The 23,697-nt window shown below is 58.1% G+C and carries 21 protein-coding genes; 4 read left to right on the top strand and 17 right to left on the bottom strand.

Annotated features, from left to right (window positions below; translation table 11 throughout):
• Positions 1–160: 160 nt before the first annotated feature.
• The 7 genes from ACR3E6_RS13035 to purC all read right to left on the bottom strand — a co-directional run bounded on the left by ACR3E6_RS13035 (position 161) and on the right by purC (position 6,957).
• On the bottom strand, positions 161–1,495 hold the full coding sequence (locus ACR3E6_RS13035; protein ID WP_050603452.1) for a sigma-54-dependent transcriptional regulator: 1,335 nt from the start codon (positions 1,493–1,495) through the stop codon (positions 161–163).
• Between the two features lie 12 nt (positions 1,496–1,507).
• Entirely contained in the window at positions 1,508–3,190 is a 1,683-nt protein-coding gene (locus ACR3E6_RS13030; RefSeq protein ID WP_480488140.1) for a sensor histidine kinase, read from the bottom strand.
• A 132-nt stretch (positions 3,191–3,322) separates the two neighbouring features.
• Positions 3,323–3,991, bottom strand: coding sequence for a phosphoribosylformylglycinamidine synthase subunit PurQ (gene purQ / locus ACR3E6_RS13025; RefSeq protein WP_152457897.1), 669 nt, complete (start codon positions 3,989–3,991; stop codon positions 3,323–3,325).
• An 11-nt stretch (positions 3,992–4,002) separates the two neighbouring features.
• Positions 4,003–5,046, bottom strand: coding sequence for a zinc-dependent alcohol dehydrogenase family protein (locus ACR3E6_RS13020; protein WP_480487478.1), 1,044 nt, complete (start codon positions 5,044–5,046; stop codon positions 4,003–4,005).
• A 4-nt stretch (positions 5,047–5,050) separates the two neighbouring features.
• Positions 5,051–5,281, bottom strand: coding sequence for a phosphoribosylformylglycinamidine synthase subunit PurS (gene purS, locus ACR3E6_RS13015; RefSeq protein WP_117872765.1), 231 nt, complete (start codon positions 5,279–5,281; stop codon positions 5,051–5,053).
• A 115-nt stretch (positions 5,282–5,396) separates the two neighbouring features.
• On the bottom strand, positions 5,397–6,062 hold the full coding sequence (locus ACR3E6_RS13010) for a MarC family protein (protein ID WP_480487476.1): 666 nt from the start codon (positions 6,060–6,062) through the stop codon (positions 5,397–5,399).
• A gap of 139 nt (positions 6,063–6,201) precedes the next feature.
• Positions 6,202–6,957, bottom strand: coding sequence for a phosphoribosylaminoimidazolesuccinocarboxamide synthase (purC, locus tag ACR3E6_RS13005; RefSeq protein ID WP_209833217.1), 756 nt, complete (start codon positions 6,955–6,957; stop codon positions 6,202–6,204).
• A 187-nt stretch (positions 6,958–7,144) separates the two neighbouring features.
• Between purC and ACR3E6_RS13000 the strand changes: the two genes are divergently transcribed.
• Together ACR3E6_RS13000 and bmt are read left to right on the top strand one after the other, a co-directional pair.
• Positions 7,145–7,462 carry a DUF1476 domain-containing protein gene (locus ACR3E6_RS13000; protein ID WP_480487474.1) on the top strand — a complete coding sequence of 106 codons (318 nt, stop codon included), beginning with the start codon at positions 7,145–7,147 and terminating at the stop codon, positions 7,460–7,462.
• Between the two features lie 121 nt (positions 7,463–7,583).
• On the top strand, positions 7,584–8,597 hold the full coding sequence (bmt, locus tag ACR3E6_RS12995) for a betaine--homocysteine S-methyltransferase (RefSeq protein ID WP_171632672.1): 1,014 nt from the start codon (positions 7,584–7,586) through the stop codon (positions 8,595–8,597).
• An 11-nt stretch (positions 8,598–8,608) separates the two neighbouring features.
• On the opposite strand, the gene ACR3E6_RS12990 is transcribed toward bmt, so the two are convergent.
• From ACR3E6_RS12990 to ACR3E6_RS12945, 10 genes are all read right to left on the bottom strand, one after another.
• Positions 8,609–9,385, bottom strand: coding sequence for an enoyl-CoA hydratase-related protein (locus ACR3E6_RS12990; protein WP_480487472.1), 777 nt, complete (start codon positions 9,383–9,385; stop codon positions 8,609–8,611).
• Between the two features lie 75 nt (positions 9,386–9,460).
• The gene (locus ACR3E6_RS12985; RefSeq protein WP_480487471.1) at positions 9,461–9,916 is read right to left on the bottom strand and encodes a cytochrome c-type biogenesis protein; all 456 of its coding nucleotides are present in this window, start codon (positions 9,914–9,916) and stop codon (positions 9,461–9,463) included.
• On the bottom strand, positions 9,913–11,877 hold the full coding sequence (locus tag ACR3E6_RS12980) for a heme lyase CcmF/NrfE family subunit (RefSeq protein ID WP_171116071.1): 1,965 nt from the start codon (positions 11,875–11,877) through the stop codon (positions 9,913–9,915). The genes ACR3E6_RS12985 and ACR3E6_RS12980 overlap by 4 nt, the downstream gene beginning before the upstream one ends.
• Before the next feature lie 75 nt (positions 11,878–11,952).
• Positions 11,953–12,531 carry a holin family protein gene (locus tag ACR3E6_RS12975; protein ID WP_171632686.1) on the bottom strand — a complete coding sequence of 193 codons (579 nt, stop codon included), beginning with the start codon at positions 12,529–12,531 and terminating at the stop codon, positions 11,953–11,955.
• On the bottom strand, positions 12,522–13,133 hold the full coding sequence (locus ACR3E6_RS12970) for a holin-associated N-acetylmuramidase (RefSeq protein WP_171632690.1): 612 nt from the start codon (positions 13,131–13,133) through the stop codon (positions 12,522–12,524). The genes ACR3E6_RS12975 and ACR3E6_RS12970 overlap by 10 nt, the downstream gene beginning before the upstream one ends.
• Before the next feature lie 118 nt (positions 13,134–13,251).
• On the bottom strand, positions 13,252–13,698 hold the full coding sequence (ccmE, locus tag ACR3E6_RS12965; protein ID WP_171116077.1) for a cytochrome c maturation protein CcmE: 447 nt from the start codon (positions 13,696–13,698) through the stop codon (positions 13,252–13,254).
• Positions 13,699–13,705: 7 nt separating this feature from the next.
• Positions 13,706–14,734: an N-acetyl-gamma-glutamyl-phosphate reductase gene (gene argC, locus ACR3E6_RS12960; RefSeq protein WP_480487468.1), complete on the bottom strand. Its 1,029-nt coding sequence runs from the start codon at positions 14,732–14,734 to the stop codon at positions 13,706–13,708.
• A 94-nt stretch (positions 14,735–14,828) separates the two neighbouring features.
• On the bottom strand, positions 14,829–15,638 hold the full coding sequence (locus ACR3E6_RS12955) for a glutamate racemase (RefSeq protein ID WP_171632695.1): 810 nt from the start codon (positions 15,636–15,638) through the stop codon (positions 14,829–14,831).
• Between the two features lie 8 nt (positions 15,639–15,646).
• Positions 15,647–16,525: a lysophospholipid acyltransferase family protein gene (locus tag ACR3E6_RS12950; RefSeq protein WP_480487466.1), complete on the bottom strand. Its 879-nt coding sequence runs from the start codon at positions 16,523–16,525 to the stop codon at positions 15,647–15,649.
• A 78-nt stretch (positions 16,526–16,603) separates the two neighbouring features.
• Complete coding sequence (locus ACR3E6_RS12945) at positions 16,604–20,023, bottom strand: indolepyruvate ferredoxin oxidoreductase family protein (RefSeq protein ID WP_480487464.1); 3,420 nt, start codon at positions 20,021–20,023, stop codon at positions 16,604–16,606.
• A 169-nt stretch (positions 20,024–20,192) separates the two neighbouring features.
• On the opposite strand from ACR3E6_RS12945, the gene ACR3E6_RS12940 reads away from it, so the two are divergent.
• Complete coding sequence (locus tag ACR3E6_RS12940) at positions 20,193–21,101, top strand: LysR family transcriptional regulator (protein ID WP_171116088.1); 909 nt, start codon at positions 20,193–20,195, stop codon at positions 21,099–21,101.
• A gap of 269 nt (positions 21,102–21,370) precedes the next feature.
• The gene (locus ACR3E6_RS12935; protein WP_209833232.1) at positions 21,371–23,617 is read left to right on the top strand and encodes a mechanosensitive ion channel domain-containing protein; all 2,247 of its coding nucleotides are present in this window, start codon (positions 21,371–21,373) and stop codon (positions 23,615–23,617) included.
• The last annotated feature ends 80 nt before the right edge of the window (positions 23,618–23,697 follow it).

The following is a 23,697-nucleotide window of genomic DNA, read 5'->3' as shown; positions in this document are numbered from 1 at the left end:
GCCCGGCCCGTTCCGACACAATAAAAGCAACCCTGTGGAAAAGACAATGGGCAAACTGCATTCTGCGCCCAAACCAGCGGTGACGCCCCCTTCATCTGGCCAAAAATATCCCGGGGGAGGCGCCACAGGCGACGGGGGCAGAGCCCCCAAATCGCATCGCTTACAGATAGTCCGAACGCTGAAGGCCGTATTTGGCCATCTTCTCGTTCAGCGTCCGGCGAGGAAGGCAAAGCTCGTCCATGACTGACGCGATAGAGCCTTTGTGCCTGCGCATCGTATTATCAATCAGCATTCGTTCGAACGCTTCGACATATTCCTTCAGCGGCTTGCCCTCGGTGGTCATCACCGGCTGCATCTCTTCGTGATCGGACATCAACAGAGACGCGATGGTGCCCGAGCCACGGCGCGATTGCAGCACCGCCCGTTCGGCAATGTTGATCAACTGGCGCACATTGCCGGGCCAAGGGGCCTGCAACAATTGCGCAGCCTCCTGCGCGCTCACCTGGGGTGCATCGCAACCGTATTCTTCGGCAAACTGCTCGCTGAGACGGGTGAACAGGGTCAGGATATCTTCGCCCCGCTGCCGCAACGGCGGCATAGTGATGCGCAGCGCTGCCAAGCGATAAAACAGGTCCGGTCGCAGCACGTCTTCCGACGTCTTCCCCGCCTCCTGCAAGTTCGAGATGGCAACAATCCGGGTCTCTGCGGGTGTGCCCTGCTCGTTCATCACGCTCAGCAGTTTGGCCTGCAACGTATCGCTCAACGCTTCCACGTCTTCCAGAACCAGCGTGCCGCCACGCGCCTCTTCGATGGCGGGCAGTTGCGCATCTTCGGGCATCATCGGGCCAAACAGGCGCTTGGCCAGTGCATCCTCTTCAAGCGCGGCGCAGGACACCAGAACAAACTTCTTGCCGGCACGGCTGCCAACGGCATGAAGCGCGTGAGCCACAAGGGTTTTCCCGGTACCGGTTTCACCGTCGATCAACACATGGCCGTCAGCCTGGCCGAGATCCAGAATATCCTCACGCAGCCGCTCCATGACCGGGCTGGCGCCGATCAGCTTGTTCATGATCTGGGTGCCGCCGGACAGCTCGCGCCGCAAGGCGCGGTTGTCCAGAGTCAGACGGCGCGCATTGCTGGCGCGTTTGGCCAGTTCGGACATCCGATCGGGGTTGAACGGTTTTTCAAGGAAGTCGAACGCGCCAACGCGCATCGCTTCAACCGCCATCGGCACATCACCGTGGCCGGTGATCATGATCACCGGTAAGGTGCTGTCGGCCCCCATCAGCTTTTTCAGAAGCTGAATACCATCCATTCCCGGCATCTTGATGTCCGAGATCACGATCCCCGGATAATCCGGCCCCAGAACCTTGAGCGCGTCCTCGGCGCTGGCAAAGGTTTCCGTGTCATACCCGGACAAAGCAAGCCATTGGCTGATCGATTGGCGCATGTCCTGTTCGTCATCCACAATGGCGATTTTCATGGCCTGTGCCATAGTCATTCCTCGTTATTCCGCGGCCTCAAGGCCGTCGCTTCCCAGTGCTGGCAACTGCATTTCAAACACCGCGCCGCCGTATTGGCCGTTGCGCGCAGTCAGCCGTCCCCCATGGTCGTTCACGATCCCCGACGAGATGGCAAGCCCCAGGCCCACCCCGTCTCCGGGCTGTTTGGTGGTATAAAACGGCTCGAACAGGTTCTCGATATCCTCGATCCCATGCCCGTTGTCGCGTACCGTCAGGACAGCCGTGTCACCCGCCGCCAGGATGATTTCCACATCCGGCTCTGCCACTGATTTGGTGGCGTCCAGCGCATTGCGCAAGAGGTTGACCATAACCTGCTCGATCCGCATCCGGTCCCCCATCACCACCACCGGTTCTTCCGGCAGGATCTGGGTGATCTTCACATGGCGCTGACGCAACTGCGGTTCCATCATCGACAAGGCCGAGGCCAGCGCTTCGCCAAGATTTACAGGTGAAAACGCATCTGCCCCCTTGCGCGCGTAAGATTTTAGCTGCCGCGTAATCGCCCCCATCCGCTCGATCAGACCATCGATGCGACCGAAACTTGCCAACGCTTCTTCCGGCCGGTTTCGACGCAACAGCAGACGGGCGCCGGCCAAATAGGTTTTCATTGCAGCCAGAGGTTGATTCAGCTCGTGACTGACCGCCGCTGACATCTCACCCAGAGCTGCAAGTTTCGAGCTTTGGGCAAGGGTCTGTTCGGCCAAATCCAACGTCTTTTCAACCCGTTCGCGTTCAGCGATTTCCCGCTGTAGCCTGGCGTTCAATGCGCGAAGCTCTGCCGACTCGCGCTGAAACAGGGTCATGCGCAGCGTCGCCCTTCGGCTCAGCGCGTAGAACGCCAGCGCCAGAAGAATCGCAAAGCCCATGATCTCGAGCGCCAGAACGCTGTTCACTTTCTCGCGGATCGAGGCATAGGTCGTGAAAGATGTCATTTGCCAGCCGCGGAACGGGATGCGCGTCTCCAGACGCATCACGGCCTCGCCTTGCAGGTAGGCGTCAGGTGGCAGAGCGGTCCAATCGGTGGTCGCGCGAATGGCCCGCTGGATCGCCCCTTGCGGCGGTTGACGCAGCAGGGCCGCCCCCTCATCCAGACCCCGCCAGCGCGGTTCGGTGGACAGAATGATGGTTCCGGTGCTGTCAGTGACCATCACCGCATCCGAAATACCGGCCCATGCCTGTTCAAACTTTTGCAGATCAACTTCGACAACGATCACGCCCAGTATTTCCGCACTGTTTTCAAGCCGGCGCGAATAGACAAAGCTGTATCCGCCGGATTTCTTGGGAATAACGGAAAAGATCGTCGCATTTGACCGGATCGCGTCCACAAAATACGGAATATTCCTGTGCGCCTCGCCCAGCCTGTTCCGATCCGTCGCCGCAACCGTTCGCCCGTCACCATCCAACAGCATCAACGACGCCGCACCGATTTCCTCAACGAACGAAATCAAACGCTGCGTCGATAACGAATAGTCTCTGGATTGCAGCGCCGAAATCAGTGTCGGGTCCCGCGCCAGCAACTGGGGCACGATCGAGTTGCGGCGCAGTTCGCTCAGCAAATTGCCCGAATACAGCGCAAGGCGCAGCTCGGCCCGGTTGCGGGTGGATTCGGTGAACCTGTCGGTCAACAAGCGGTTGGTGATCCAAACCGTTGCGATTGTTGCCACCATCAATACAATAACAGCCAGCCGCAGCCGCCACCCCAACGGGGCGCCGCGAAACGGTTTCAGCAGCTTTGACCAGCCTGATCGCACGTCCGAGTTCATGATCAGACGTTACGCGCGGGCGCGCGTGACCTCAAGTCACGCCGCTTCAAACACACCTGACAATGCGCGGAACAGCGCCGCCCCGTCGGTGCCGCCATGCCCTTGATCGGCCGCACGCTCGGGATGCGGCATCATACCCAGAACACGACGGTTTTCGGAAAGGATCCCCGCGATATCACCGACTGAGCCGTTGGGGTTCTCGGTATAGGTGAATGCGATCCTGTCCTGATCTCTCAACGCCGCCAGCGTTGCGTCATCCGCGAAATAGTTGCCGTCGTGATGCGCGATCGGAATACCGATCACGTCGCCTGCGTTATAGCCACCGGTAAACACGCTGTCGCTGGTTTCGACTTTCAGGCCCACAGTCTTGCAGATGTATTTCAGCCCGGCATTGCGCAGCAGCGCCCCCGGCAGGATACCTGTTTCCGTCAGAACCTGAAATCCGTTACAGATCCCGACCGCATAACCCCCGCGTTCAGTGTGGTTGACCACGGCCTTGCAGATCGGCGACTGCGCAGCGATTGCACCGCACCGCAGATAGTCACCGTAAGAAAACCCGCCCGGAACGCCCACGATATCAATACCGTCCGGCAGCGCCGCATCTTTGTGCCAGACCATGTCGACCTGAAAACCAGCCTGCTCAAAGGCGACCGCGAGGTCTCGGTCACAGTTTGATCCGGGGAAAACGATTACGGCTGCGCGCATGGCGGGCCCTCCTACGAGACAAAATCGGTGACGACCGCAACGCCCGGAGGGGTTGGGTGGTCAAAGGCGGCAAGCTCGGCGCTCACCTGGTTGAGAGATATTTTTCGCGTAACCAACGGGCTCAGGTCAATTCCACCGCCCGCGATCAGCGACAACAAAGACGGATAGCGCCAGCTTGGCATTCCGCGTGTGCCAAAGACGGAAAGCTGGTCAGAGTAAAGCACATCCATCGGCAACGCCATCTGGGTGTGATCTCCGGCAGGCATCCCGATCTGCACCATGCGCCCCATTTTGCGCAGGGAACGCATCGCGGACACGGTCGTAGCTTCGACGCCAAGCGCCTCGATCGCAACATGGGCGCCGCCACCGGTGATTTCCTTCACCACCTTAGGCGCATCGCAGGTTGCCGCATTGGCCACCGCGTCAGCGCCCAGAGTCTGGGCATAGTTCAGTTTGTCATCCGTGATGTCGACAATTACCACACGTGCGCCAAGCGCCTTGCCCAGCAGCAAAGTGGAAATCCCGACACCGCCGCCGCCGAAGACGGCAATCCATTCACCACCCTGAACCTGTGCCCGACCGACCAATGCCTGCCACGCTGTCGTCACGCGGCAACCCAACGCGGCCGCGATGTCCGGCGCGATGCTGTCCGGCAAGGATGTCAGGTTCGCATCGGCATGGGCCACCGCGACATATTCCGCAAAAGCGCCGTCACAGGTGAACCCCGGCACAACCTGATCCGCGCAGATCGTCTGATGACCCTGCGCACAATCCGGACACCGGCCACAGGCCAGAATGAAAGGCGCAATCACCCGATCCCCGACACGCCACCGGGTGACGCGCGCGCCGACGGAAACGACCTCGCCGCAATATTCATGACCGGGGGTCATGGGCAGGATGACATCCGGGTCCGAACCAGACCACGCGTGCCAGTCAGACCGGCACACGCCGCAGGCCAGCACCCGCACGACCACGCCGTCTTCCGCAGGTGCGGGATCCGGGATCGTCGTTACCTCAAGCGGCTGACGGTAAGTGATCAGACGCGCGGCCCGCATTCCGTCAGACCAGTTCGATCTCGTAGCGTTCGATAACCGTGTTGGCCAAAAGCTTTTCGCACATCTCGGTCACATCTGCTTCGGTCGCGCCGTCGGCCAGTTCAAGGTCGATCACCTTGCCCTGCCGCACACCTTCGACCTGATCAAAGCCCATTGCGCCCAATGCGTGCCGAACCGCTTCGCCCTGCGGGTCCAGCACCCCGTTCTTGAGCATCACATGAACCCGTGCTTTCATTTTGGCAACTCCACCTGCGGGCCGCAATCCGGGACCCATTTCGTTGCGCGGGGGATAGCGCGCCAAATGGCTTTCGACAACCCTGTTTGCAAAGCAGTTTGCCGCAGCAATCCAACTATTCGCCTTCTTTGACCAATCCCGGATAATGCGCGTCAATCGCATGGAACGTGCCAGTCAGAACCATCTCGACCGCGACGGCGACCAGCAGGATGGCCATGATCCGGGTCAGGACGTTGATCATTGTCTCACCCAACAGGCGCGAGATCTGATCTGCGAACAACAATCCCAGCCCCACGATCGCACAGGCAATCAGGATCGCCGAACCCAGCGTCACGATTTCGGCACCGTTCGACAGTTGGTGCGAAAAAACGATCGTGATGGCAATCGTGCCCGGCCCGATGGTCAAAGGTATCGCCAGCGGTACGACGGCAAAATTCAGTTTCCGCTCGTGCCCGTCGTCCATCGCGGCCTGATCGCCCGGCGGCCGGTCCTCGGCCTTCAACATCGACATCCCGATTCCGAAGATGATGATCCCTCCGGCTATCCGGAAAGCCGGCACATCAATGCCAAAAACCCCAAGCACCTCTTCCCCGATCACAACAGCGGTCAGTGCAATGACGGTAACCGAGATCATGACAACAACCGCAACATGCCGCCGTTCTTCCGCGGTGCAGTTTTTCGTCATGCTCAGAAAAATCGGGATGTTGTAAAGCGGATTGAAGATTGCAAGCACGGCGGCCAGAAACTTCAGAAATACTGTCTGATCCAACAGTTCCGCCATTTGACACCCATCCTGAACCTTTTGTGCCTGCCCGAGGCAAACATGCTGGGGAAACGGGAAACTGTCAATTTCAACCGCGAACGAAAAAACGCCGCAAACACGGTTGCGGCGCTTTGGCAAACTTGTGGTCCGGCTGTTCCTAGTTGATCAGCGTCGGCTTGGTGACATTGTTGTTGGGAAGGACACCCAGACGGCGTGCAACTTCGGAATAGGCGTCGGTCAAACTGCCCAAATCACGGCGGAACACGTCCTTGTCCAGTTTCTGGCCGGTTTCGATATCCCACAGGCGGCAGCTGTCGGGGCTGATCTCGTCAGCTACGATCAGTCGCTGATAATCGCCTTCAAACACGCGGCCGATCTCGATCTTGAAGTCGACCAGACGAATGCCCACCGCCAGCATCACACCGCTCATGAAATCGTTCACGCGCAAGGCAAGGCTGAGGATATCGTCCATGTCCTGTTGGCTGGCCCAGCCAAACGCGGCGATGTGTTCTTCAGTGACCAGCGGATCACCCAGCGAATCGTCCTTGTAGCAGTACTCGACGATCGGGCGCGGCAGCTGCGTGCCCTCTGCAATGCCCAAGCGCTTGGACATCGATCCGGCGGCATAGTTGCGCACGATCACTTCCAGCGGAACGATTTCGCAGTTGCGAACCAGCTGTTCACGCATGTTCAGGCGGCGAATGAAGTGGTTCGGAATGCCGATCTGGGTCAGGCCGGTCATGAAGAATTCCGACAGGCGGTTGTTGAGCACACCCTTGCCGTCGATCACGTCCTTCTTTTCCGCGTTGAAGGCGGTGGCGTCATCCTTGAAATACTGGACGATCGTGCCCGGTTCGGGGCCTTCGTACAGAATCTTGGCCTTGCCTTCGTAGATTTTCTTGCGACGCGCCATAAGCGACCTTTCCACTCTGCACAGAGGGATTGAGTCCCCTCACGTTGGCGTCCTCATAGTCCAAGCACCCATTTCCCGCAAGTTCATGTACCCGAGAGGCTTTGACGCAGCGCAAATCCCTTGCGCATGGGACGTCGTATAGTCATATCATCAGGAAAGAAGACATAACCCAAGAGGTCCTTGCCCTATGACGACGTTCGACGAACGCGAAAACGCCTTTGAAGCCAAGTTTGCCCATGATGAAGAGATGCAGTTCAAGGCACAAGCCCGCTGCAACAAGCTTTTGGGTCTTTGGGCTGCTGAAAAACTGGGTAAATCCGGTGCCGACGCCGAAGAATATGCAAAGACGGTCGTGATTTCCGACTTCGAGGAAGCCGGGCACGAAGATGTCGTTCGCAAGGTTTCGGGTGACCTGGGCAACCTGTCCTCGGTCGAGGAAGTCCGCGCAAAAATGGCCGAGCTTCTGCCGGAAGCCAAGGCACAGGTTCTGAGCGAGACCAACTGAGCCCAGGGCGTCCGACTCATGATCTTCATGAGTTTTATGAATTTGATTTGACGCCTTGGTCATGAGACACGGGGCGTCTCTTTTTTTAACGGCGTTTTGCGCCTTTTCCTGGAACAACCCTATGACAAACGCGCTGAGCAAGCTTCTGGAATCCAATGACGCCATTCTGGCCGATGGTGCCACGGGAACGAATCTGTTCAACATGGGCCTGCAATCTGGTGACGCTCCCGAACTCTGGAACGTGGATGCCCCGGACAAGATCCGGGCTCTGTATCAGGGGTCGGTTGATGCAGGCAGCGATCTGTTCCTGACCAACACGTTCGGCGGCACAGCGGCACGGCTGAAACTGCATGACGCGCACAACCGCGTGGGCGAGCTTAACCGCATCGGCGCCGAGCTGGGGCGCGAAATCGCCGACAAGGCGGGACGACCTGTCGTCGTTGCAGGATCGGTCGGCCCGACTGGTGAAATCATGGAACCGGTCGGCAGCCTGTCGCACGCGGAAGCCGTGGAAATGTTCCACGAACAGGCGGAAGCGCTGAAAGAAGGTGGGGTGGATGTTCTGTGGGTGGAAACCATCAGCGCCCCGGAAGAGTTTCGCGCCGCCGCCGAAGCCTTTGCCCTGGCCGACATGCCCTGGTGCGGCACAATGAGCTTTGACACGGCCGGACGCACGATGATGGGTGTCACCTCGGCCGATCTGGCACAACTGGTCGAAACCCTGCCGAATCCTCCCATCGCTTTCGGTGCGAATTGCGGCACCGGCGCATCCGACATTCTGCGCACCGTACTGGGATTTGCCGCGCAAGGGACTGAACGCCCGCTGATTTCGAAGGGCAATGCAGGCATTCCCAAATACGTGGATGGTCACATCCATTATGACGGCACGCCCGAACTGATGGGGCAGTATGCCGCCATGGCGCGGGATGCCGGCGCTACCATCATTGGCGGGTGCTGCGGAACCATGCCCGACCACCTGCGCAAGATGCGTGAGGCGCTGGATACCACACCTCGTGGCGAACGCCCGACACTCGATCAGATCACTGATACGCTGGGTCCGTTCACATCCGCCTCGGACGGGACGGACGATGATGCGGCACCGGATCGCCGCACACGCCGCCGCCGCCGCGCATGATGCCAGCCTGATCAGCGCCCTTCGAATTTCGGAGGGCGTTTTTCCATGAAGGCCACAACACCTTCGGCAAAGTCCCGCGAACGGCCACATTCGCCTTGCAGGTGCGCCTCGGTCGCAAGCTGCTGTTGCAGGGTGTTTTCATACGTTCCGCGAATGGCTTGCTTGATTGCGCCATAGGCGGCCGTGGGGCCTTTTGCCAGATACTCTGCCCTCTTGCGCCAATGATCGGCGAAGGCGTCATCCGGCACGGCTTCCCAGATCATGCCCCATTCATCCGCCTGCTTTGCGGTGATCTTGTCGGCAAACAAGGCCGCGCCCATTGCTTTGGCCAACCCCATCTGACGGGGCATGAACCATGTTCCCCCGGCATCGGGAAGCAGACCGATACGGGCAAATGCCTGCAGGAAATAGGCGCTTTCGCTGGCAATCACCACATCTGCACAAAGGGCAAGGTTCGCGCCTGCCCCGGCCGCCGGTCCGTTCACCGCGGCAATCGTGGGCACCGGGCAATTGTGGATCGTCTCCAGCATCGGTTCATATTCATCGCGCAGCGACCGTTCCAGATCGATCTTGCCGGTCGAAGAGGCATCGCCCAGATCCTGCCCGGAACAAAACGCAGGGCCCGAACCGGTGATGACGACACAGCGCGCCTTGACCGCTGCATCTTTCATCGCGTGCGTAATCTCTGCCCGCATCTGGGTGGTCAGCGCGTTCATCTTGTCCGGCCTGTTCAGCGTCAGAACTGCCAGACCATCTGCAATCTCCAGAGCAACCGTTTCGTAATTCATGAAAACCCTCCCGTCGCGCCATGTGTTTTTGCACACTTACTGGCCCGGACGGGACGGGAAAAGCAGAACCACGCGTCAGTCTTCAAGAATTTGACGCAGACGTTCTTTTTCGTCCTCACTCAACGCGGCAGGGTCCACTGACGCACGGGCCTTGGACCGGGTACGGAGAAAGTTCAACCCAACCGCTGCAGCGATCAACAGCATTATTGGCCCGGCCAGCCACAAAAACAGGTTCGAGCCGCTGGCAGTCGGTTTCAGAAGTACGTATTCGCCATACCGATCAACGATAAACGCGATCGCCTGTTCGTCCGTATCCCCAGCCACCAACCGTTCCCGCAACAACACGCGCAGATCACGCGCCAAATCCGCGTTGCTTTCGTCGATGCTCTCATTGCGGCACACAAGGCAACGCAGTCCGGCGCTGAGATCCCGCGCACGCTGTTCCAGAACCGGATCATCCAGAACCTCGTCAGGCTGCACCGCAAAGACAGGGGTTGCGAACATCATCACAATCAGAACAAGGCGTTTCATTCCGCAGGTACTCCGCCGACCGGGGTTTTTCTTGCGCCTGCGGCCACGCGGAAGCGCCTGTCACACAGGCTCAGGACACCGCCAAGCGCCATCAGGATACAGCCGCCCCAGATCCAGTTTGCCAGCGGCTTGATATAGGTTCGCATCACCCAGCCACCATCTGCCTGTTGATCGCCGATCACGACGTAAAGGTCCCCGAGGAAACGATAATCGATCGCCGCTTCGGTCGTGGGCATCCGCGCAACGGGGTAGTCCCGTTTTTCCGGGTGCAATGTCCCGATCGGACGGCCATTCTTTTCAACCAGAACATCCGCCGTAGTCGAAAAATAGTTCGGCCCCTCGACCCGACGGACATCTTGCAGCGTCAGCGTGAACTGTCCCACTTCGAAAGGTTGGTTGGGTTGGGCGACACGAATATCCTCGTCCTCCCACGCAGTCAGACCTGCAATGGCAAAGATGGTAACACCCAGCCCGGTATGAGCAACGGCTTTACCCCAATCCGCCCCAGGCAGACGGAACAAGCGTTTCAGGCTGCCATTGCGCCCCGTACGGCTCCACAGATCAACGATGGCGCCAAATGTAATCCACGCCCCAAGGAATAGACCCACCGGCCCCAAAGCGCTGCGGCCGGTCTGCATCGCCCAAACCAACAGGGCAATCGCCAAGGCGAGACCAAAGGCATAGCGCAGCGACCAGGCCGTTTTTCCAATCCGCCCGCGTTTCCACGGCAACATGGCCCCGATGGGAAGGATCAATCCCAGCAAAACCATGAATGGGGAGAATGCAGCGTTGAAAAACGGCGCTCCGACCGAGAGTTTGCGATCAAACATCATCTCGGCCACCATCGGCCACATGGTACCGACAAAGACCACGAAACAACTGACCGCCAGCAGGACGTTGTTTACGATTAGCGCGCTTTCGCGGCTGACCATGCCGAAAACACCCTTGGCCTCCATCGCCTGCGCCCGCGCGGCAAACAAAGTCAGCGCCCCGCCGATGAAAACCACCAGAATGAACAGGATGAACACCCCGCGTTCCGGGTCATTGGCAAAGGCGTGAACCGAGGTCAGCAGCCCCGAACGAACGATGAATGTTCCGATCAGCGAAAACCCGAAGGCAATGATTGCCAGCAGGATGGTCCAGCTTTTCAGCGCCTCGCGCTTTTCAACAACAATTGCCGAATGCAGCAGCGCTGCCGCCAGGAGCCACGGCATGAAAGAAGCGTTCTCAACCGGATCCCAGAACCAGAAGCCGCCCCAGCCTAGTTCATAATAGGCCCACCAGGACCCCAAGGCGATGCCGATGGTCAGAAAGACCCAGGCCGCCAGCGTCCATGGGCGAACCCAGCGCCCCCAAGCCGCATCGATACGCCCTTCGATCAGCGCGGCGATGGCAAAACTGAACGCCATGCTCAGCCCCACATAACCGAGATACAGAAATGGCGGGTGGAAGGCCAAACCGGGATCCTGCAGCAACGGGTTCAAATCCCGCCCGTCAAACGGCGCAATTGCCAGCCGGTCAAACGGGTTCGAGGTAAACAGAATGAAAGCAAAAAATGCCACGGCAATGGCAGATTGAACCGCAAGCACACGCGCCTTCAGGCTTGGGGGCAACCCGCCCCCAAAGAACGCCGCCATCGCTCCGAACAGCGTGACAATCAGCACCCAAAGCAACATCGATCCTTCGTGGTTTCCCCACGTCCCGCTGATCTTGTAGATCATCGGCTTGGCCGAATGACTGTTTTCGACCACGATCCGCAGCGAAAAGTCCGACACGATGAATGCCCAGATCAGCGCACCGAAGGAAAATGCAGTCAGCAGAAACTGGACGATGGCAGCAGGCTCGGCAAAAGCCATCCAGCCGGTCCAGTTTTTTGACGCACCGATCAGAGGCACCACGCTTTGCACGATGGCGACGAAAAAGGCGAGGATGAGGGCGAAGTGGCCAAGCTCTGTAATCATGCCCCGGAATATACTGCGAGGCCGAACCGGGGGCCATTAACTTTCGCACGATCCGGGGGCACATAGTGTCGCGGGTCAAAGCCCCCGAAGTTTGCGCCAATCGGTCAATGCTGGATTCGCATCAGGACGCGAGGCGTTCTGTATCAGGTTGCCATCAGGGCCGGGGTCGGCGACGCCCGGGCTGTCGCTGCGCATGGCCCGTACTGTTTCTATGTTCCCCATGACCGTCGGCAACCGCTGCATGGCTGCGCCTATATCCCGCTGAAAATCCTGCATTTTGCTCTGATGGCGCGCGCCAAAATAGAAGGACACAATCACGCCCAGCAACCACCAAAGAGGTTCCGGCACCAGCGCAATGCCCTGCATGCGTTCAGCGAACCACAGCGGATCCACCATCGCGGCAACAAACAATCCCAGCGTTCCTAGTGCCAACGCCGGTCGCGGCAACCGATTCACGCCATCCATGACGCGGTCGAACAGGCCTTTTTGAGGAACCACGAACTCTCGGCCGAACTGCGTCATTGCCTGACTTTGCAACTCTGTCGCGCGCTCGGCACGGGACTCGGCGTTTTCCCGGTATATTTCAACCGTCTCACGCACAGCGTTGCGACCGCCCCCAAACAGCAGCGCCAATACCCCCGAGATCAACCCCATGCCGCAACCCTTTCCTTGAATTCACTTTCCGTAAGACGATAGCGTGGCGACAGAAACTCTTCGGCCCGTTTGATCCAGCCTCCTTTGCCACCGGATCGGGTGCGCGCGTATTTTCTGGATGCCGGGCGTTTGTCGGCCAGCCGAAAGTAATAGTTCCGCCGCGCCACGCCATACGCATCGCGCAACGCGTTGGGGTCTGGTTGGGCCGCGTCTTCGCACGCCTGTGCCGTTTGCGCGCCGATCACGCCATCTGCCACGACGTCAAACCCCATATCACGCAAAAGCCGTTGCAGGATTATTGCTGCTTGCGCACCGGCATTGACGTACATGTCGAAGACAGGGGCATGCAGAACATCCGGCAACAGCGCGATGCGTGGCTTTTCAAAGTAGTGCTGAACAAAGATGTCGACCGCCTCGCGCTGAGTAAGCGCCCGGACATCCGCCACGTCAACCAGCCCATCCCCGGTCAGGTCCAATCCAAGCCGGCGCATCGTATGGATGGTGACACCGAATTTGGTTGCCCCGCCCGGATCGTCCGGGTCATTCACGTACCCGCCTTCCCGACGCACAATTTCATTGGCAATCTGCCGAACCGTTTGCATAGCGCCCTCATTTCGTTGAATGGCGCTGACGATCCCGAAAAAGAATTAACAAGCCTGAACGACCGAGGGCGCTGCCTGCATCCCGCGCGCAACGCCCTCAACACAAATGTGGGTCAGGTCAGCTTTCTTCAGCCTCTTTGTACACGCCCTGCTCTTTCAACGCGTCCACGACTTCCTTCGGCATATAGGTTTCGTCATGTTTGGCAAGAATTTCCGTGGCTTCGAACACGCCGTTCACGTAACGTCCGGTGCCGACCATGCCCTGATTTTCCGAAAACAAATCAGGCAGAACCCCGGTGAAAGAAACCTTGACGCTTTCGCCGCCGTCGGTGACGACAAAATGTACGGTTTCGCCCTGCCCGCGGATGATCGAACCTTCTTCGACCAGGCCGCCAATCCGAAAGACCTCGGTCGGCTTGGGTGGTTCGGCAATCACCTGGCTTGGCGAGCGGAAAAAGTTGATCCCGTCGCGCATGGCATAGCCAATCAACGCCGTCGATGCCACCAAGGCAACGACAGCTACCAGAATGACTTGTACTCGGCGACGTTTCTTGAGCGTTTTCATACCGTCCTCACGGGAATAACGGTGCCATCATCAGGCCCCGGGTTTCAATCTCACCTAACATCAGGTTGGCGTTCTGCAAGGCTTGGCCACTGCTACCTTTTGTCAGGTTATCCAGCGCCGCGATCACGATCGCACGCCGTTCGATCCGATCTGCCACAACTCCGATATGACAGAAGTTGGACCCGCGCACATGGTGGGTCGATGGTGTCTCGCCCATCGGCAGCATCTGAATGAAAGGCTCATCCGCATAAGCCTTTGCAAGCGTTTCATAGATGCTCAGCGGGTCACCTTTTACGTAGGTCGTGGCCAGAATGCCCCGGTTTGCAGGGATCAGGTGCGGAGTGAACTGCACATGAACCGCACGACCGGCCAGCTTGGAAAACTCCTGATCGAACTCGCCCAGATGCCTGTGGGTCCCGCCGACGGCATAGGCGTTGGTGCCCTCGCTCAGTTCGGCGTGCAGCAGGTTTTCCTTCAGCGACCGCCCTGCCCCGGATACAGCACATTTCAAATCCAGCACGATATCGTCCAGATCAATCACCCCGGCAGAAACAAGCGGCCGCAGAACGTATTGACCGGTTGCCGCGTTGCACCCCGTACCCGCCACCAGCCGTGCGCCCCGGATTTCGTCGCGATAGAACTCGGTCAGGCCATAAACGGCCTCTTCCTGCTGCTCGAGCGCGGTATGCGGGTTTCCGTACCACTTTTCATATTCATCCGGGTCAGTCAGCCGGAAGTCAGCAGACAGATCGATGATCTTCAGATCCTTGGGCAGTGCACTGATCACTTCCTGGCTGGTCTTGTGCGGAAGGGCACAAAAACACAGATCGATCCGGGAAAAATCGATCTCGGAAATCTTGCACAAGTCCGGCAGATCCATGTGGCGCAGATGCGGGAAAACCTGCGCCATGGTCATCCCCGCCTTGCGTTCGGCGGCCAGCGCGGCGATTTCCATGTTAGGGTGTTCGGCGATCAGCCGCACCAGTTCCGCACCGGTATAACCCGAAGCGCCCAGAATTGCGATTTTATGGGTCATGTCAGACCTCTTCTCAACGTGTGTCACATGTTACGACCGCCGATGCGACGGTCTTGAAATAATGAAAGCAGAGCGGCCGCGTCCTTGACCGAAGTCAGGCAGCCTCGAATGTGATTTGTCGTCGGAGGAACTGTGTCGCCCGATCGCTCACCACATTGGGTTTCCCCGTCGTCAGGAACCCTCCCGGGCCACTACCCAGCATGTTGGGGTGGCGATGCAGATAATCCGCAAGGCTTTCCGCGACCAACTCCCCCTGGCTATAGACCTGCACGTCAGGTCCCAATGCCGCCTGAAACACGTCAGCCATTAGCGGGTAATGCGTACAGCCCAGAATGGCCGCCTGCGGTTCAGGCATCTTGCGCTTGAGGGCTTCCACATGGCTGCGCACCAGCGCCTCGGCCAGGATCATGTCACCGTCTTCAATGGCATCCACGACTCCACCACATGCCTGCGCCTCGACATCCACGCCAATTGCCCGGAACGCCAGCTCGCGCTGAAAGGCCCGGCTGGACACAGTGGCGGGCGTGGCGAACAAGGCGACATGCTTGACCGCCACTTCGCGTGGTGGGGAATTGTCGCCCCATTGCCGTTCGGTCAGGGCTTCGATCAAGGGAACAAAGACACCAAGCACACGTTTGCCTTCGGGCACGCCCTCTTCCTGCATCCGGCGCAGCGCCGCCGCGCTGGCTGTGTTGCAGGCCAGAATCACCAAGTTGCAGCCGCGATCCCAAAGGTCCTGCACGGCCTTTCGGGTCAGCTGATAGATGTCCTCGGCATCGCGCACACCGTATGGGGCATGCGCGCTGTCCGCGTAATACAGGAAATCAACGTCAGACAGTCGTGTCTGCGCGGCGCTCAGGACGGTAAGACCGCCCAATCCGGAATCAAAGATACCTACTGCCATTAGCCCCTTCAGGCGCGATGCCGTTCCTCAAATTCATAGCCATAGTCATAAGACTTCAGCGGTGTCGGAGACAGCTCATACGTCGCTTTGCGCAGGAAATCCATCATCTTGCGCGTATCCTGGCCCAGCGGATCCAGAATGTCGCGCCCGATAGGCGTGCCAATCACCACTTTGACCGGAGTATCGACACGTTTTTTGAATTCCTTGATCAGCAACCCCATGCGCAGGGTGTTGTGCATATGGCTAGCAATCTGAAACAGACGTGACGTGTGCCCGTCGAAGAACACCGGAACGACAGTGGCGTTGGATTTCGCCACCATTCGGGCCGTGAAACCGCGCCAACCCGGATCCATAGGATGGGCAAACGGATTAACGCCGGTGCTGACCGTACCCCCGGGGAAAATTCCGATCGCGCCGCCATCGCCAAGGTAATTCAATGCAGTCTTCCGCGTATCCAGGTTCAGTTTCACCGCTTCTTTCGTTTCATCAAACGAAACAGGCAAAACGATACGGTTCAGGTCTTCAGCCTTGCGGAAAACGCGATTTGCGAGAATTCGGAAATCACCACGGGTCTGAGACAATATATGCCCCATCATCAGCCCATCCAGAATTCCATATGGATGGTTTGCAATCAGGATAAGCGGACCTTCCTTGGGGATATTCGCCAGCGCGCCACCAACGACATCCAAGGTCAATCCATAGCGATCGACCATGACCGACCAAAAATCCCGACCCTTTGCGACTTCTTTTTCGTATCCGTCCGCCCGTTTGATCAGACGCAACCGTCCCGTGGTGTTCTCCATCAGCCTGATGACCAACCGCCCCCCCTTGGTTTCGGCGGAATGCGCATACGAGATCTCACGAACGACATGACGACGAGAAGACATGAAGGGCTCCGTTTTGCTGCCCGCAAAATAAGTACAAGCAACAGGTTTGACCAGCTATCGTGACACCCTTGTGACGAATTACTCTGCCGCAGCTTGCAATTCAGGCCCACCGCTGCGGATGACGGCCAGCAGCTCTTCTCGCCGTTTCGCAGCCTTGGCCTCATTTTCCCGCAGTACCGGCCCAAATCCGCGGATATCCAGCGGCAAACGAGCCAGGGCAGCAATCGCATCACGGGTGTCCTGCGACACCAAGGGCAGTACCTCGCGCATGTCCTTTTCATACTGTCGGATCAGGGCGCGCTCCATCTTGCGTTCGGATGAATATCCAAAAATGTCCAGTGGTGTGCCGCGCAATGCCTTGAGTTTGGTCAACAGCTTCAATGCCGTCAGGATGGATTCGCTGAACGCGCGCTTTTTCGGCCTGCCATTGCTACCCGATCCGCCGAATATCGGCGGGGCAAGGTGAAAGGTCATCTTGAAGTCACCATCAAACTCGGCCGCCGCTTTTTCCCGACTGGTCAGCAGAAGACGTGCAACCTCGTATTCGTCCTTGTATGACAACAGCTTGTGATACCCTTTCGCTACCGCTTCGCGCACATACGCGTCCTCGACACTGTCCACCAGCTTGCGGTACCGCCTGGCCAGCCGGGCGCTTTGATATTCCGTCAGGTGCTGCGCGCGAAACGCGATGATTTGGTCCAGTGTCTTGGGCATCTCGGCCACGGTCGGCGCAAGGATGGATTGCACGTCTTCCGGGTGCAGAACCGCCCAACGTCCGATATCAAACGCACGTTTGTTGCGTTCGACCGCCGTGCCGTTCAATTCGATGGCCTCAAAGATCGCCTGATGGCTGACCGGCAACAGCCCGCGCTGCCAGGTCGCGCCAAAGATCATCATGTTGGAATAGATTGAATCCCCCATCACCGCGCGCGCCAGTTCGTTCGCATCAAACAGCGAGACATCTTCTTTCAGCCGCGCTTGCAGGGCCAGTTCCAGCTGATCCGCCGGAATGCGGAACTCGGTATCACGCGTGAAGTCGCCCGTCACCGTTTCATGGCTGTTCACGACGGCCCCCGTACGTCCGGTGCGCGTCAGGCCCAACGTCTTTGCGCCGGCCGAGACCACCAGATCGCCACCGATCAGCGCGTGGGCCTCGCCAGTGGCGACGCGAATCGCGCTGATGTCCTCGGGGCGGTTGGCCAATCTACAGTGGATGTGGACTGCGCCGCCTTTTTGCGCCAGCCCCGCCATTTCCATCATGCCCGCGCCTTTTCCGTCGATCTGCGCCGCCTGCGCAAGGATGGCGCCAATGGTGACGACACCCGTACCGCCGACGCCGGTAATCACGACGTTGTGCGTGCCGGTGATCTTCGGCAGATCTGGTGTTGGCAAATCTGGCAGATCAATTTCGGTCGTCGCCTCTTTGCGAATTTTCGCGCCCTCAAGCGTCACGAATGACGGGCAGAAACCGTTCAAGCACGAGTAATCCTTGTTGCAGCTCGATTGATCAATGGCCCGCTTGCGGCCCAGCTCGGTCTGTTTGGGAACGATCGACACGCAGTTTGACTGTACACCGCAATCGCCGCAGCCTTCGCAGACATCGGTGTTGATGAACACGCGCTTGTCGGGATCGGGGAATGTACCGCGCTTGCGGCGGCGGCGCTTTTCGGCAGCGCAGGTTTGTACGTAAACGATGACCGATACGCCCTCGATCTCGCGAAACTTCTCCTGCACCTGCATGAGATCGGCACGCTCGTATGTCTGAACGCTGGCGGGTAGAGCCTTGAAGTTGACGTCCTCTTTTTCATCGTAAACCACGGCTACCTCTGGGACACCCATTGCCTTGACCTCGGCAACGATCCGTTCGGCGGTCAGGTCGCCTTCATTGTCCTGCCCGCCGGTCATGGCAACCGCGTCGTTGAACAATATCTTGAAGGTGATGTTCGTTCCTGCGGACAATGCAGCCCGGATCGCCTGAACGCCCGAATGGTTGTACGTGCCATCGCCAAGGTTCTGGAACACGTGCTTGGTCGTCGAAAACGGAGCCTCGCCGATCCAGTTGGCGCCTTCCCCTCCCATCTGAGTGAAACCGGTCGTCTCTCGATCCATCCATTGAACCATGTAGTGACAGCCAATACCGGCATAGGCGCGGCTGCCTTCCGGTACCCTTGTCGAGCTGTTATGCGGGCAGCCGGAACAGAAATACGGAAGCCGCGTGGCTATTTCCTGTGCGTTGTCGGCCCGGCGCGCTTCTGACAAAGACGCCAGCCCGGCCCGGATACCATCGGTCTCGCGCCCCTCTTCAATCAGGATCTCGCCCAGCTTTTCAGCGATCATGATCGGGTCAAGCGCACCGCGCGTCGGGAACAGTTCTTCGCGGTGCAGTGTCCCGGCACCGCCTTTGTACCAGCCATAGACCCGGCGTCCGCGCCGGTCGTCAAAGATGGCCTCTTTGACCTGAACCTCGATCAGCTTGCGCTTTTCTTCGACGATCACGATCAGGTCCAGCCCCTCGGCCCAATCGTGGAATCCGACCATATCCAGCGGGAAAGTCTGCCCCACCTTGTATGTGGTAATCCCCAGACGCTCGGCCTCGGCTTCGTTGATATTCAGAAGCGAAAGCGCATGTGTCAGGTCCAGCCAGTTCTTGCCCGCCGCGACAAAACCGATCTTGGCGCCGGGTTTGCCCCACATCCGCCTGTCCAGCTTGTTGGCGTGTGAAAACGTTTCGGCCGCGAACCTTTTGTAATCGATGACACGCGTTTCCTGCAGATGCGGCGTGTCGCCCAACCGGATGTTCAACCCACCTTCCGGCATGTCGAATTCTGGGATGACCATTTGCATCCGGTCCGGACTTCCATCCACGACCGAGGTGACTTCGATCGTGTCCTTCATCGTCTTCAGGCCCACCCAGACCCCCGCAAAACGGCTGAGTGCAAATCCGTAAATTCCATAATCAAGGATTTCCTGAACGCCAGCGGGGCTGACGATCGGCATGTACATGTCGACCAGCGACCATTCCGACTGATGCAGCACCGTCGAGCTTTCGCCGGTATGGTCATCGCCCATCGCCATGAGCACACCGCCATGTTTGGCTGTCCCTGCCATGTTTGCGTGGCGCATGACGTCACCGGACCGGTCAACGCCGGGCCCCTTGCCATACCAAAGCCCGAAGACCCCATTGAATTTGCCGTCGCCGCGCAGGCCCGCCTGCTGGCTGCCCCAAAGCGCGGTGGCCGCCAGGTCTTCGTTCAAACCGAATTGAAACGTGATATCGCTTTCGGCCAGTGGCTTTTGGGCCCGCATCATTTGCTGATCCACTGCCCCCAAAGGCGACCCGCGGTATCCGGTGACCAATCCCGCGGTGTTAAGGCCCGCTTGCCGGTCTCTGGCCTTTTGCATCAGCATCAAGCGCACAAGCGCCTGCGTTCCATTCAGAAGAACCGGGTTTTTCTCAAGATCGAACCGGTCGTTCAGCGTTATCTGTGGCTGGCTCATCAGACGTCTCCCCTCGTCAGATCAGTGTGCTATACTTGGATTTATTTTAGGTCATAATTTCTGACCTGTATAGAATTTATCCACTGATATGTAACGATTTCGTCCATTGAATGTAGAACTTGTCACCTATTTCATATAAGGCTTCTGAAAGATAACGAAAGTTGCGGTAATGGATTGGGACAAGCTTAGAATATTTCATGCGGTGGCCGATGCGGGCAGCCTTACGCACGCCGGAGACAAGCTGAACCTGTCTCAATCCGCCGTAAGCCGACAGATCCGCGCATTGGAAGAGTCTCTGGATGCCACTCTGTTCCACCGTCACGCGCGGGGGCTGATTCTCACCGAACAGGGCGAGTTGTTGTTTGACGCCACATCTGCCATGTCGAAACGGCTGGATGCCGCAGCCGCGCGTATTCGGGACAGCGAGGAAGAAGTCTTCGGTGTTTTGCGGGTCACGACGACCTTCGGCTTTGGTACACTCTGGCTGGCACCGCGCTTGCCGAAACTGTATGAGCAATACCCTGACCTGAACATCGACCTGATGCTTGAAGAACGCGTTCTGGATCTTCCGATGCGCGAAGCGGACGTCGCCATCCGCATGAAAGAGCCAAGCCAGGCCGACCTGGTGCGCAAGCGCCTTATGACCGTTCAGATGATGTTGTATGCAACCCAGGATTATATCGAAAACCACGGCGGCATGTTGCAGTCCCTGGAAGAGATCAAGGACCACCGTCTGATTTGTCAGACCCCTGCGGCGCCGCAGGTTGGCGCCAGTGCCGCCATGGTGCGCCACCTGATGACCTATAATCCCGGCTCTTTGCTGACTGTGAACAACTATTTTGGCGTGCTTCAGGGCGTTTTGCACAATCTGGGCATCGGTGTTCTGCCCGATTACGTCACACAGGATTTTCCGCACCTCGTGCCCATCCTGTCAGACATAGAAACCGCAGATGTTCCGGTTTATCTGGCTTACCCGGAAGAATTACGGCATTCAAAACGCGTTGGAGCGTTTCGCGATTTCGTGCAGGACGAAATCATCGCACAGCGTAAACAACTGAAACAGATGGGAAAACTGTAGCTATGCGCAAATAGCATAACGGACATGAAGTGTTCACAGGGTTAATTGTCTTGAACGTTCACTAACTGACCCCTAAATGAGCACTCGAAGGCGGTGATGCTGAAACGCTCATCATCTTCATACCTCCCTGTTGGACTACGGCCGAGCTTATAGCTCGGCCTTTTTTTTGGCTGGACCCTGCATTAAGTCAGCGAAAGCTCTGGGAAAAATACACGCATAGGCATATGATCCTCAAAAAACGATACAATTTCGTGTTTGAGGGAAAATACATGTTCCACCCACTCCGTCTGGTTTTGGCGCTCGTCTCCGCGTTATTCATGGCAGTGCCACTATATGCACAGGACTCCGGTTCAACTTCTACAGTGACCATCCCGGAAGACCTGACACCCGAGCAGGTCGACGATCTTGTTGCTCGCATGTCCGATGATCAGGTTCGCGCAATTCTGTTGGAACGCCTTGATGCCGTGGCGGAAAAACAAGCCGCCGAAAAAGCAAACGTAGAAGACCCGTTGACCGAGATAAGCGAGATCTGGGCTGAAATGGTCGCGTCCTGGACACATGTCCTGACCACGCTTCCCAACATAGTGACGGCGCAGATTACCGCGTTCAGCAATTTTAGCGATACGTTCGGATCGACCGGTGTCTTTACACTTATAGGGCTTGTCCTCTCTGTGCTTGTTGTCGGGTTCATTGCGGAAAAGCTGTTCATTTTCCTGACCCGACGCTGGCATGAAGCAACCGAAGCCGCGGACGAGGCCGACCTTTGGGGCGCCGTCAGATACCTGTTTCGCCGGTTCTGCCGCGAAATCGCCGGGCTGATCATTTTCTATGTCGTGATCCGCGCGGTTGGCCGCGGTCTTCTGACGACGGAACAGATCACCTATGCTGCACCGTTTGTATTCTATCTCATCTGGGTGCCGCGATTGGGTGCAGCAGCGTCCCGGTTTGTTCTGGCGCCGGAGAAGCCGCAATTTCGGTTGGTCAATATCGACGACCACTGGGCAAAGTACCTGCACCGTAACCTGATCGGTCTGTTGATCCTGATCGGGTTCACGCTGTTCGTCGTTCGGTTCAACGCACTCAATGGCGTCACGGGTGACGATACCCGCATTGGCTTCTGGCTGAACGCGGCAATTCACGTCTATATCGCCGCAATCGCCTGGACCGCGCGTGAAGGTCTGTCGCAGATGATGCTGGGGACAGACCCGGATCACACGAAATTCGATGAAGAAGTTGCACATTATTACCCCTATTTTGCCATCGGCGTTTCGGTGGCAATCTGGCTGCTGGTCGAGTTCCTGGTCGCGCAGCGTGATCCGGCAACATTGAGATTGCTGACCAGCGGCGCGCATTTCACGACGATGTTCTGGTTGTTGATTGCACCTGCGCTGGATACGCTGATCCGCGGTCTTGTGCGGCATTTGCAACCGCCAATGTCGGGCGAAGGCCCTCTTGCTGAACGCGCCTACCGTTCCGCGAAACGCAGCTACATCCGGATTGGTCGCGTTATCGCCGGATTGGTCGTAGTTTTCATGATTGCACGCGTATGGCATCTTGACCTGCGCAATGTCGCTTCGGCCGGTGTCGGTGCCGAAGTCGGCGGTGCCGTGATCGAATTCCTGCTGATCATCGCCGTTGGCTATATCCTAAACGAGGTCGTCTCGCTCTGGATCAACCGCCGATTGGCCAAGGAACAGACTGCGGCCGAGGCGCTGGACGAAGAAGCAGGCGGTGAAGGCGGCGGTGTCGGCGGCTCTCGTCTGGCGACGGTTCTGCCCCTGATGCGGATCACGGCCCAGATTACGATTGCCGTGATTTTTGGCCTGCTGGCGCTGGGCGCATTGGGCATCAATATAACACCGCTTTTGGCCGGTGCCGGTGTTCTGGGACTGGCGATCGGTTTTGGTGCGCAGAAGCTGGTTGCTGATATCGTGGGCGGGGTTTTCTTCCTGATCGACGATGCCTTCCGCGTCGGAGAATATGTCGATGTCGGCGGCACGATGGGCACTGTCGAGAAAATCTCGGTTCGCTCGATGCAGTTGCGTCACCATCGCGGCCCTGTACACACGATACCCTACGGTGAGATTCAGAAGCTGACAAATTTCAGCCGCGACTGGGTGATCATGAAGCTGAAATTCACCGTGCCGTTCGACACGGATCCCAACAAGGTCAAGAAGATCTTCAAGAAGATCGGTGCTGAGATGATGGAGGACGAGACCCACAAGGATGGCTTCCTGCAACCGTTCAAATCGCAAGGTGTGTTCGATTTTGACGATGTCGGCATGATCATCCGCGGCAAGTTCATGGCCAAGCCCGGCAAGCAGTTCACACTGCGCAAGGAGATCTTCAACCGGGTCAAGGCGGCCTTCAAGGAAAACGGCATCGACTTTGCCCGTCGCGAAGTGCGCGTTGCGATTCCGGGGCTGGACGACAATGAAAACCTAACCCCGGAACAAAAGACGGCTGTTGGTGCCGCAGCCGCAGCGCAGCTCAACAAGGATCAGGGATCGGCGTAAGCTTCGCGGTCCACGCCAGCTGCATGCACCCATTTTGGGACGCATTCATCCGGAACCGGCAGTGATGCCGGTTCCGTTTT

The sequence above is a fragment of the Ruegeria sp. AL3 genome, assembly GCF_056536065.1.
This window is presented reverse-complemented; position numbering and strand designations above follow the sequence as displayed.

What these genes read in the sequence shown, in the direction of transcription:
- ACR3E6_RS13035 (WP_050603452.1), bottom strand. Translation starts at nt 1,495, where the DNA reads ATGGCACAGGCCATGAAAATCGCCATTGTGGATGACGAACAGGACATG.
- ACR3E6_RS13030 (WP_480488140.1), bottom strand. Translation starts at nt 3,190, where the DNA reads ATGGTGGCAACAATCGCAACGGTTTGGATCACCAACCGCTTGTTGACC.
- purQ (WP_152457897.1), bottom strand. Translation starts at nt 3,991, where the DNA reads ATGCGCGCAGCCGTAATCGTTTTCCCCGGATCAAACTGTGACCGAGAC.
- ACR3E6_RS13020 (WP_480487478.1), bottom strand. Translation starts at nt 5,046, where the DNA reads ATGCGGGCCGCGCGTCTGATCACTTACCGTCAGCCGCTTGAGGTAACG.
- purS (WP_117872765.1), bottom strand. Translation starts at nt 5,281, where the DNA reads ATGAAAGCACGGGTTCATGTGATGCTCAAGAACGGGGTGCTGGACCCG.
- ACR3E6_RS13010 (WP_480487476.1), bottom strand. Translation starts at nt 6,062, where the DNA reads ATGGCGGAACTGTTGGATCAGACAGTATTTCTGAAGTTTCTGGCCGCC.
- purC (WP_209833217.1), bottom strand. Translation starts at nt 6,957, where the DNA reads ATGGCGCGTCGCAAGAAAATCTACGAAGGCAAGGCCAAGATTCTGTAC.
- ACR3E6_RS13000 (WP_480487474.1), top strand. Translation starts at nt 7,145, where the DNA reads ATGACGACGTTCGACGAACGCGAAAACGCCTTTGAAGCCAAGTTTGCC.
- bmt (WP_171632672.1), top strand. Translation starts at nt 7,584, where the DNA reads ATGACAAACGCGCTGAGCAAGCTTCTGGAATCCAATGACGCCATTCTG.
- ACR3E6_RS12990 (WP_480487472.1), bottom strand. Translation starts at nt 9,385, where the DNA reads ATGAATTACGAAACGGTTGCTCTGGAGATTGCAGATGGTCTGGCAGTT.
- ACR3E6_RS12985 (WP_480487471.1), bottom strand. Translation starts at nt 9,916, where the DNA reads ATGAAACGCCTTGTTCTGATTGTGATGATGTTCGCAACCCCTGTCTTT.
- ACR3E6_RS12980 (WP_171116071.1), bottom strand. Translation starts at nt 11,877, where the DNA reads ATGATTACAGAGCTTGGCCACTTCGCCCTCATCCTCGCCTTTTTCGTC.
- ACR3E6_RS12975 (WP_171632686.1), bottom strand. Translation starts at nt 12,531, where the DNA reads ATGGGGTTGATCTCGGGGGTATTGGCGCTGCTGTTTGGGGGCGGTCGC.
- ACR3E6_RS12970 (WP_171632690.1), bottom strand. Translation starts at nt 13,133, where the DNA reads ATGCAAACGGTTCGGCAGATTGCCAATGAAATTGTGCGTCGGGAAGGC.
- ccmE (WP_171116077.1), bottom strand. Translation starts at nt 13,698, where the DNA reads ATGAAAACGCTCAAGAAACGTCGCCGAGTACAAGTCATTCTGGTAGCT.
- argC (WP_480487468.1), bottom strand. Translation starts at nt 14,734, where the DNA reads ATGACCCATAAAATCGCAATTCTGGGCGCTTCGGGTTATACCGGTGCG.
- ACR3E6_RS12955 (WP_171632695.1), bottom strand. Translation starts at nt 15,638, where the DNA reads ATGGCAGTAGGTATCTTTGATTCCGGATTGGGCGGTCTTACCGTCCTG.
- ACR3E6_RS12950 (WP_480487466.1), bottom strand. Translation starts at nt 16,525, where the DNA reads ATGTCTTCTCGTCGTCATGTCGTTCGTGAGATCTCGTATGCGCATTCC.
- ACR3E6_RS12945 (WP_480487464.1), bottom strand. Translation starts at nt 20,023, where the DNA reads ATGAGCCAGCCACAGATAACGCTGAACGACCGGTTCGATCTTGAGAAA.
- ACR3E6_RS12940 (WP_171116088.1), top strand. Translation starts at nt 20,193, where the DNA reads ATGGATTGGGACAAGCTTAGAATATTTCATGCGGTGGCCGATGCGGGC.
- ACR3E6_RS12935 (WP_209833232.1), top strand. Translation starts at nt 21,371, where the DNA reads ATGTTCCACCCACTCCGTCTGGTTTTGGCGCTCGTCTCCGCGTTATTC.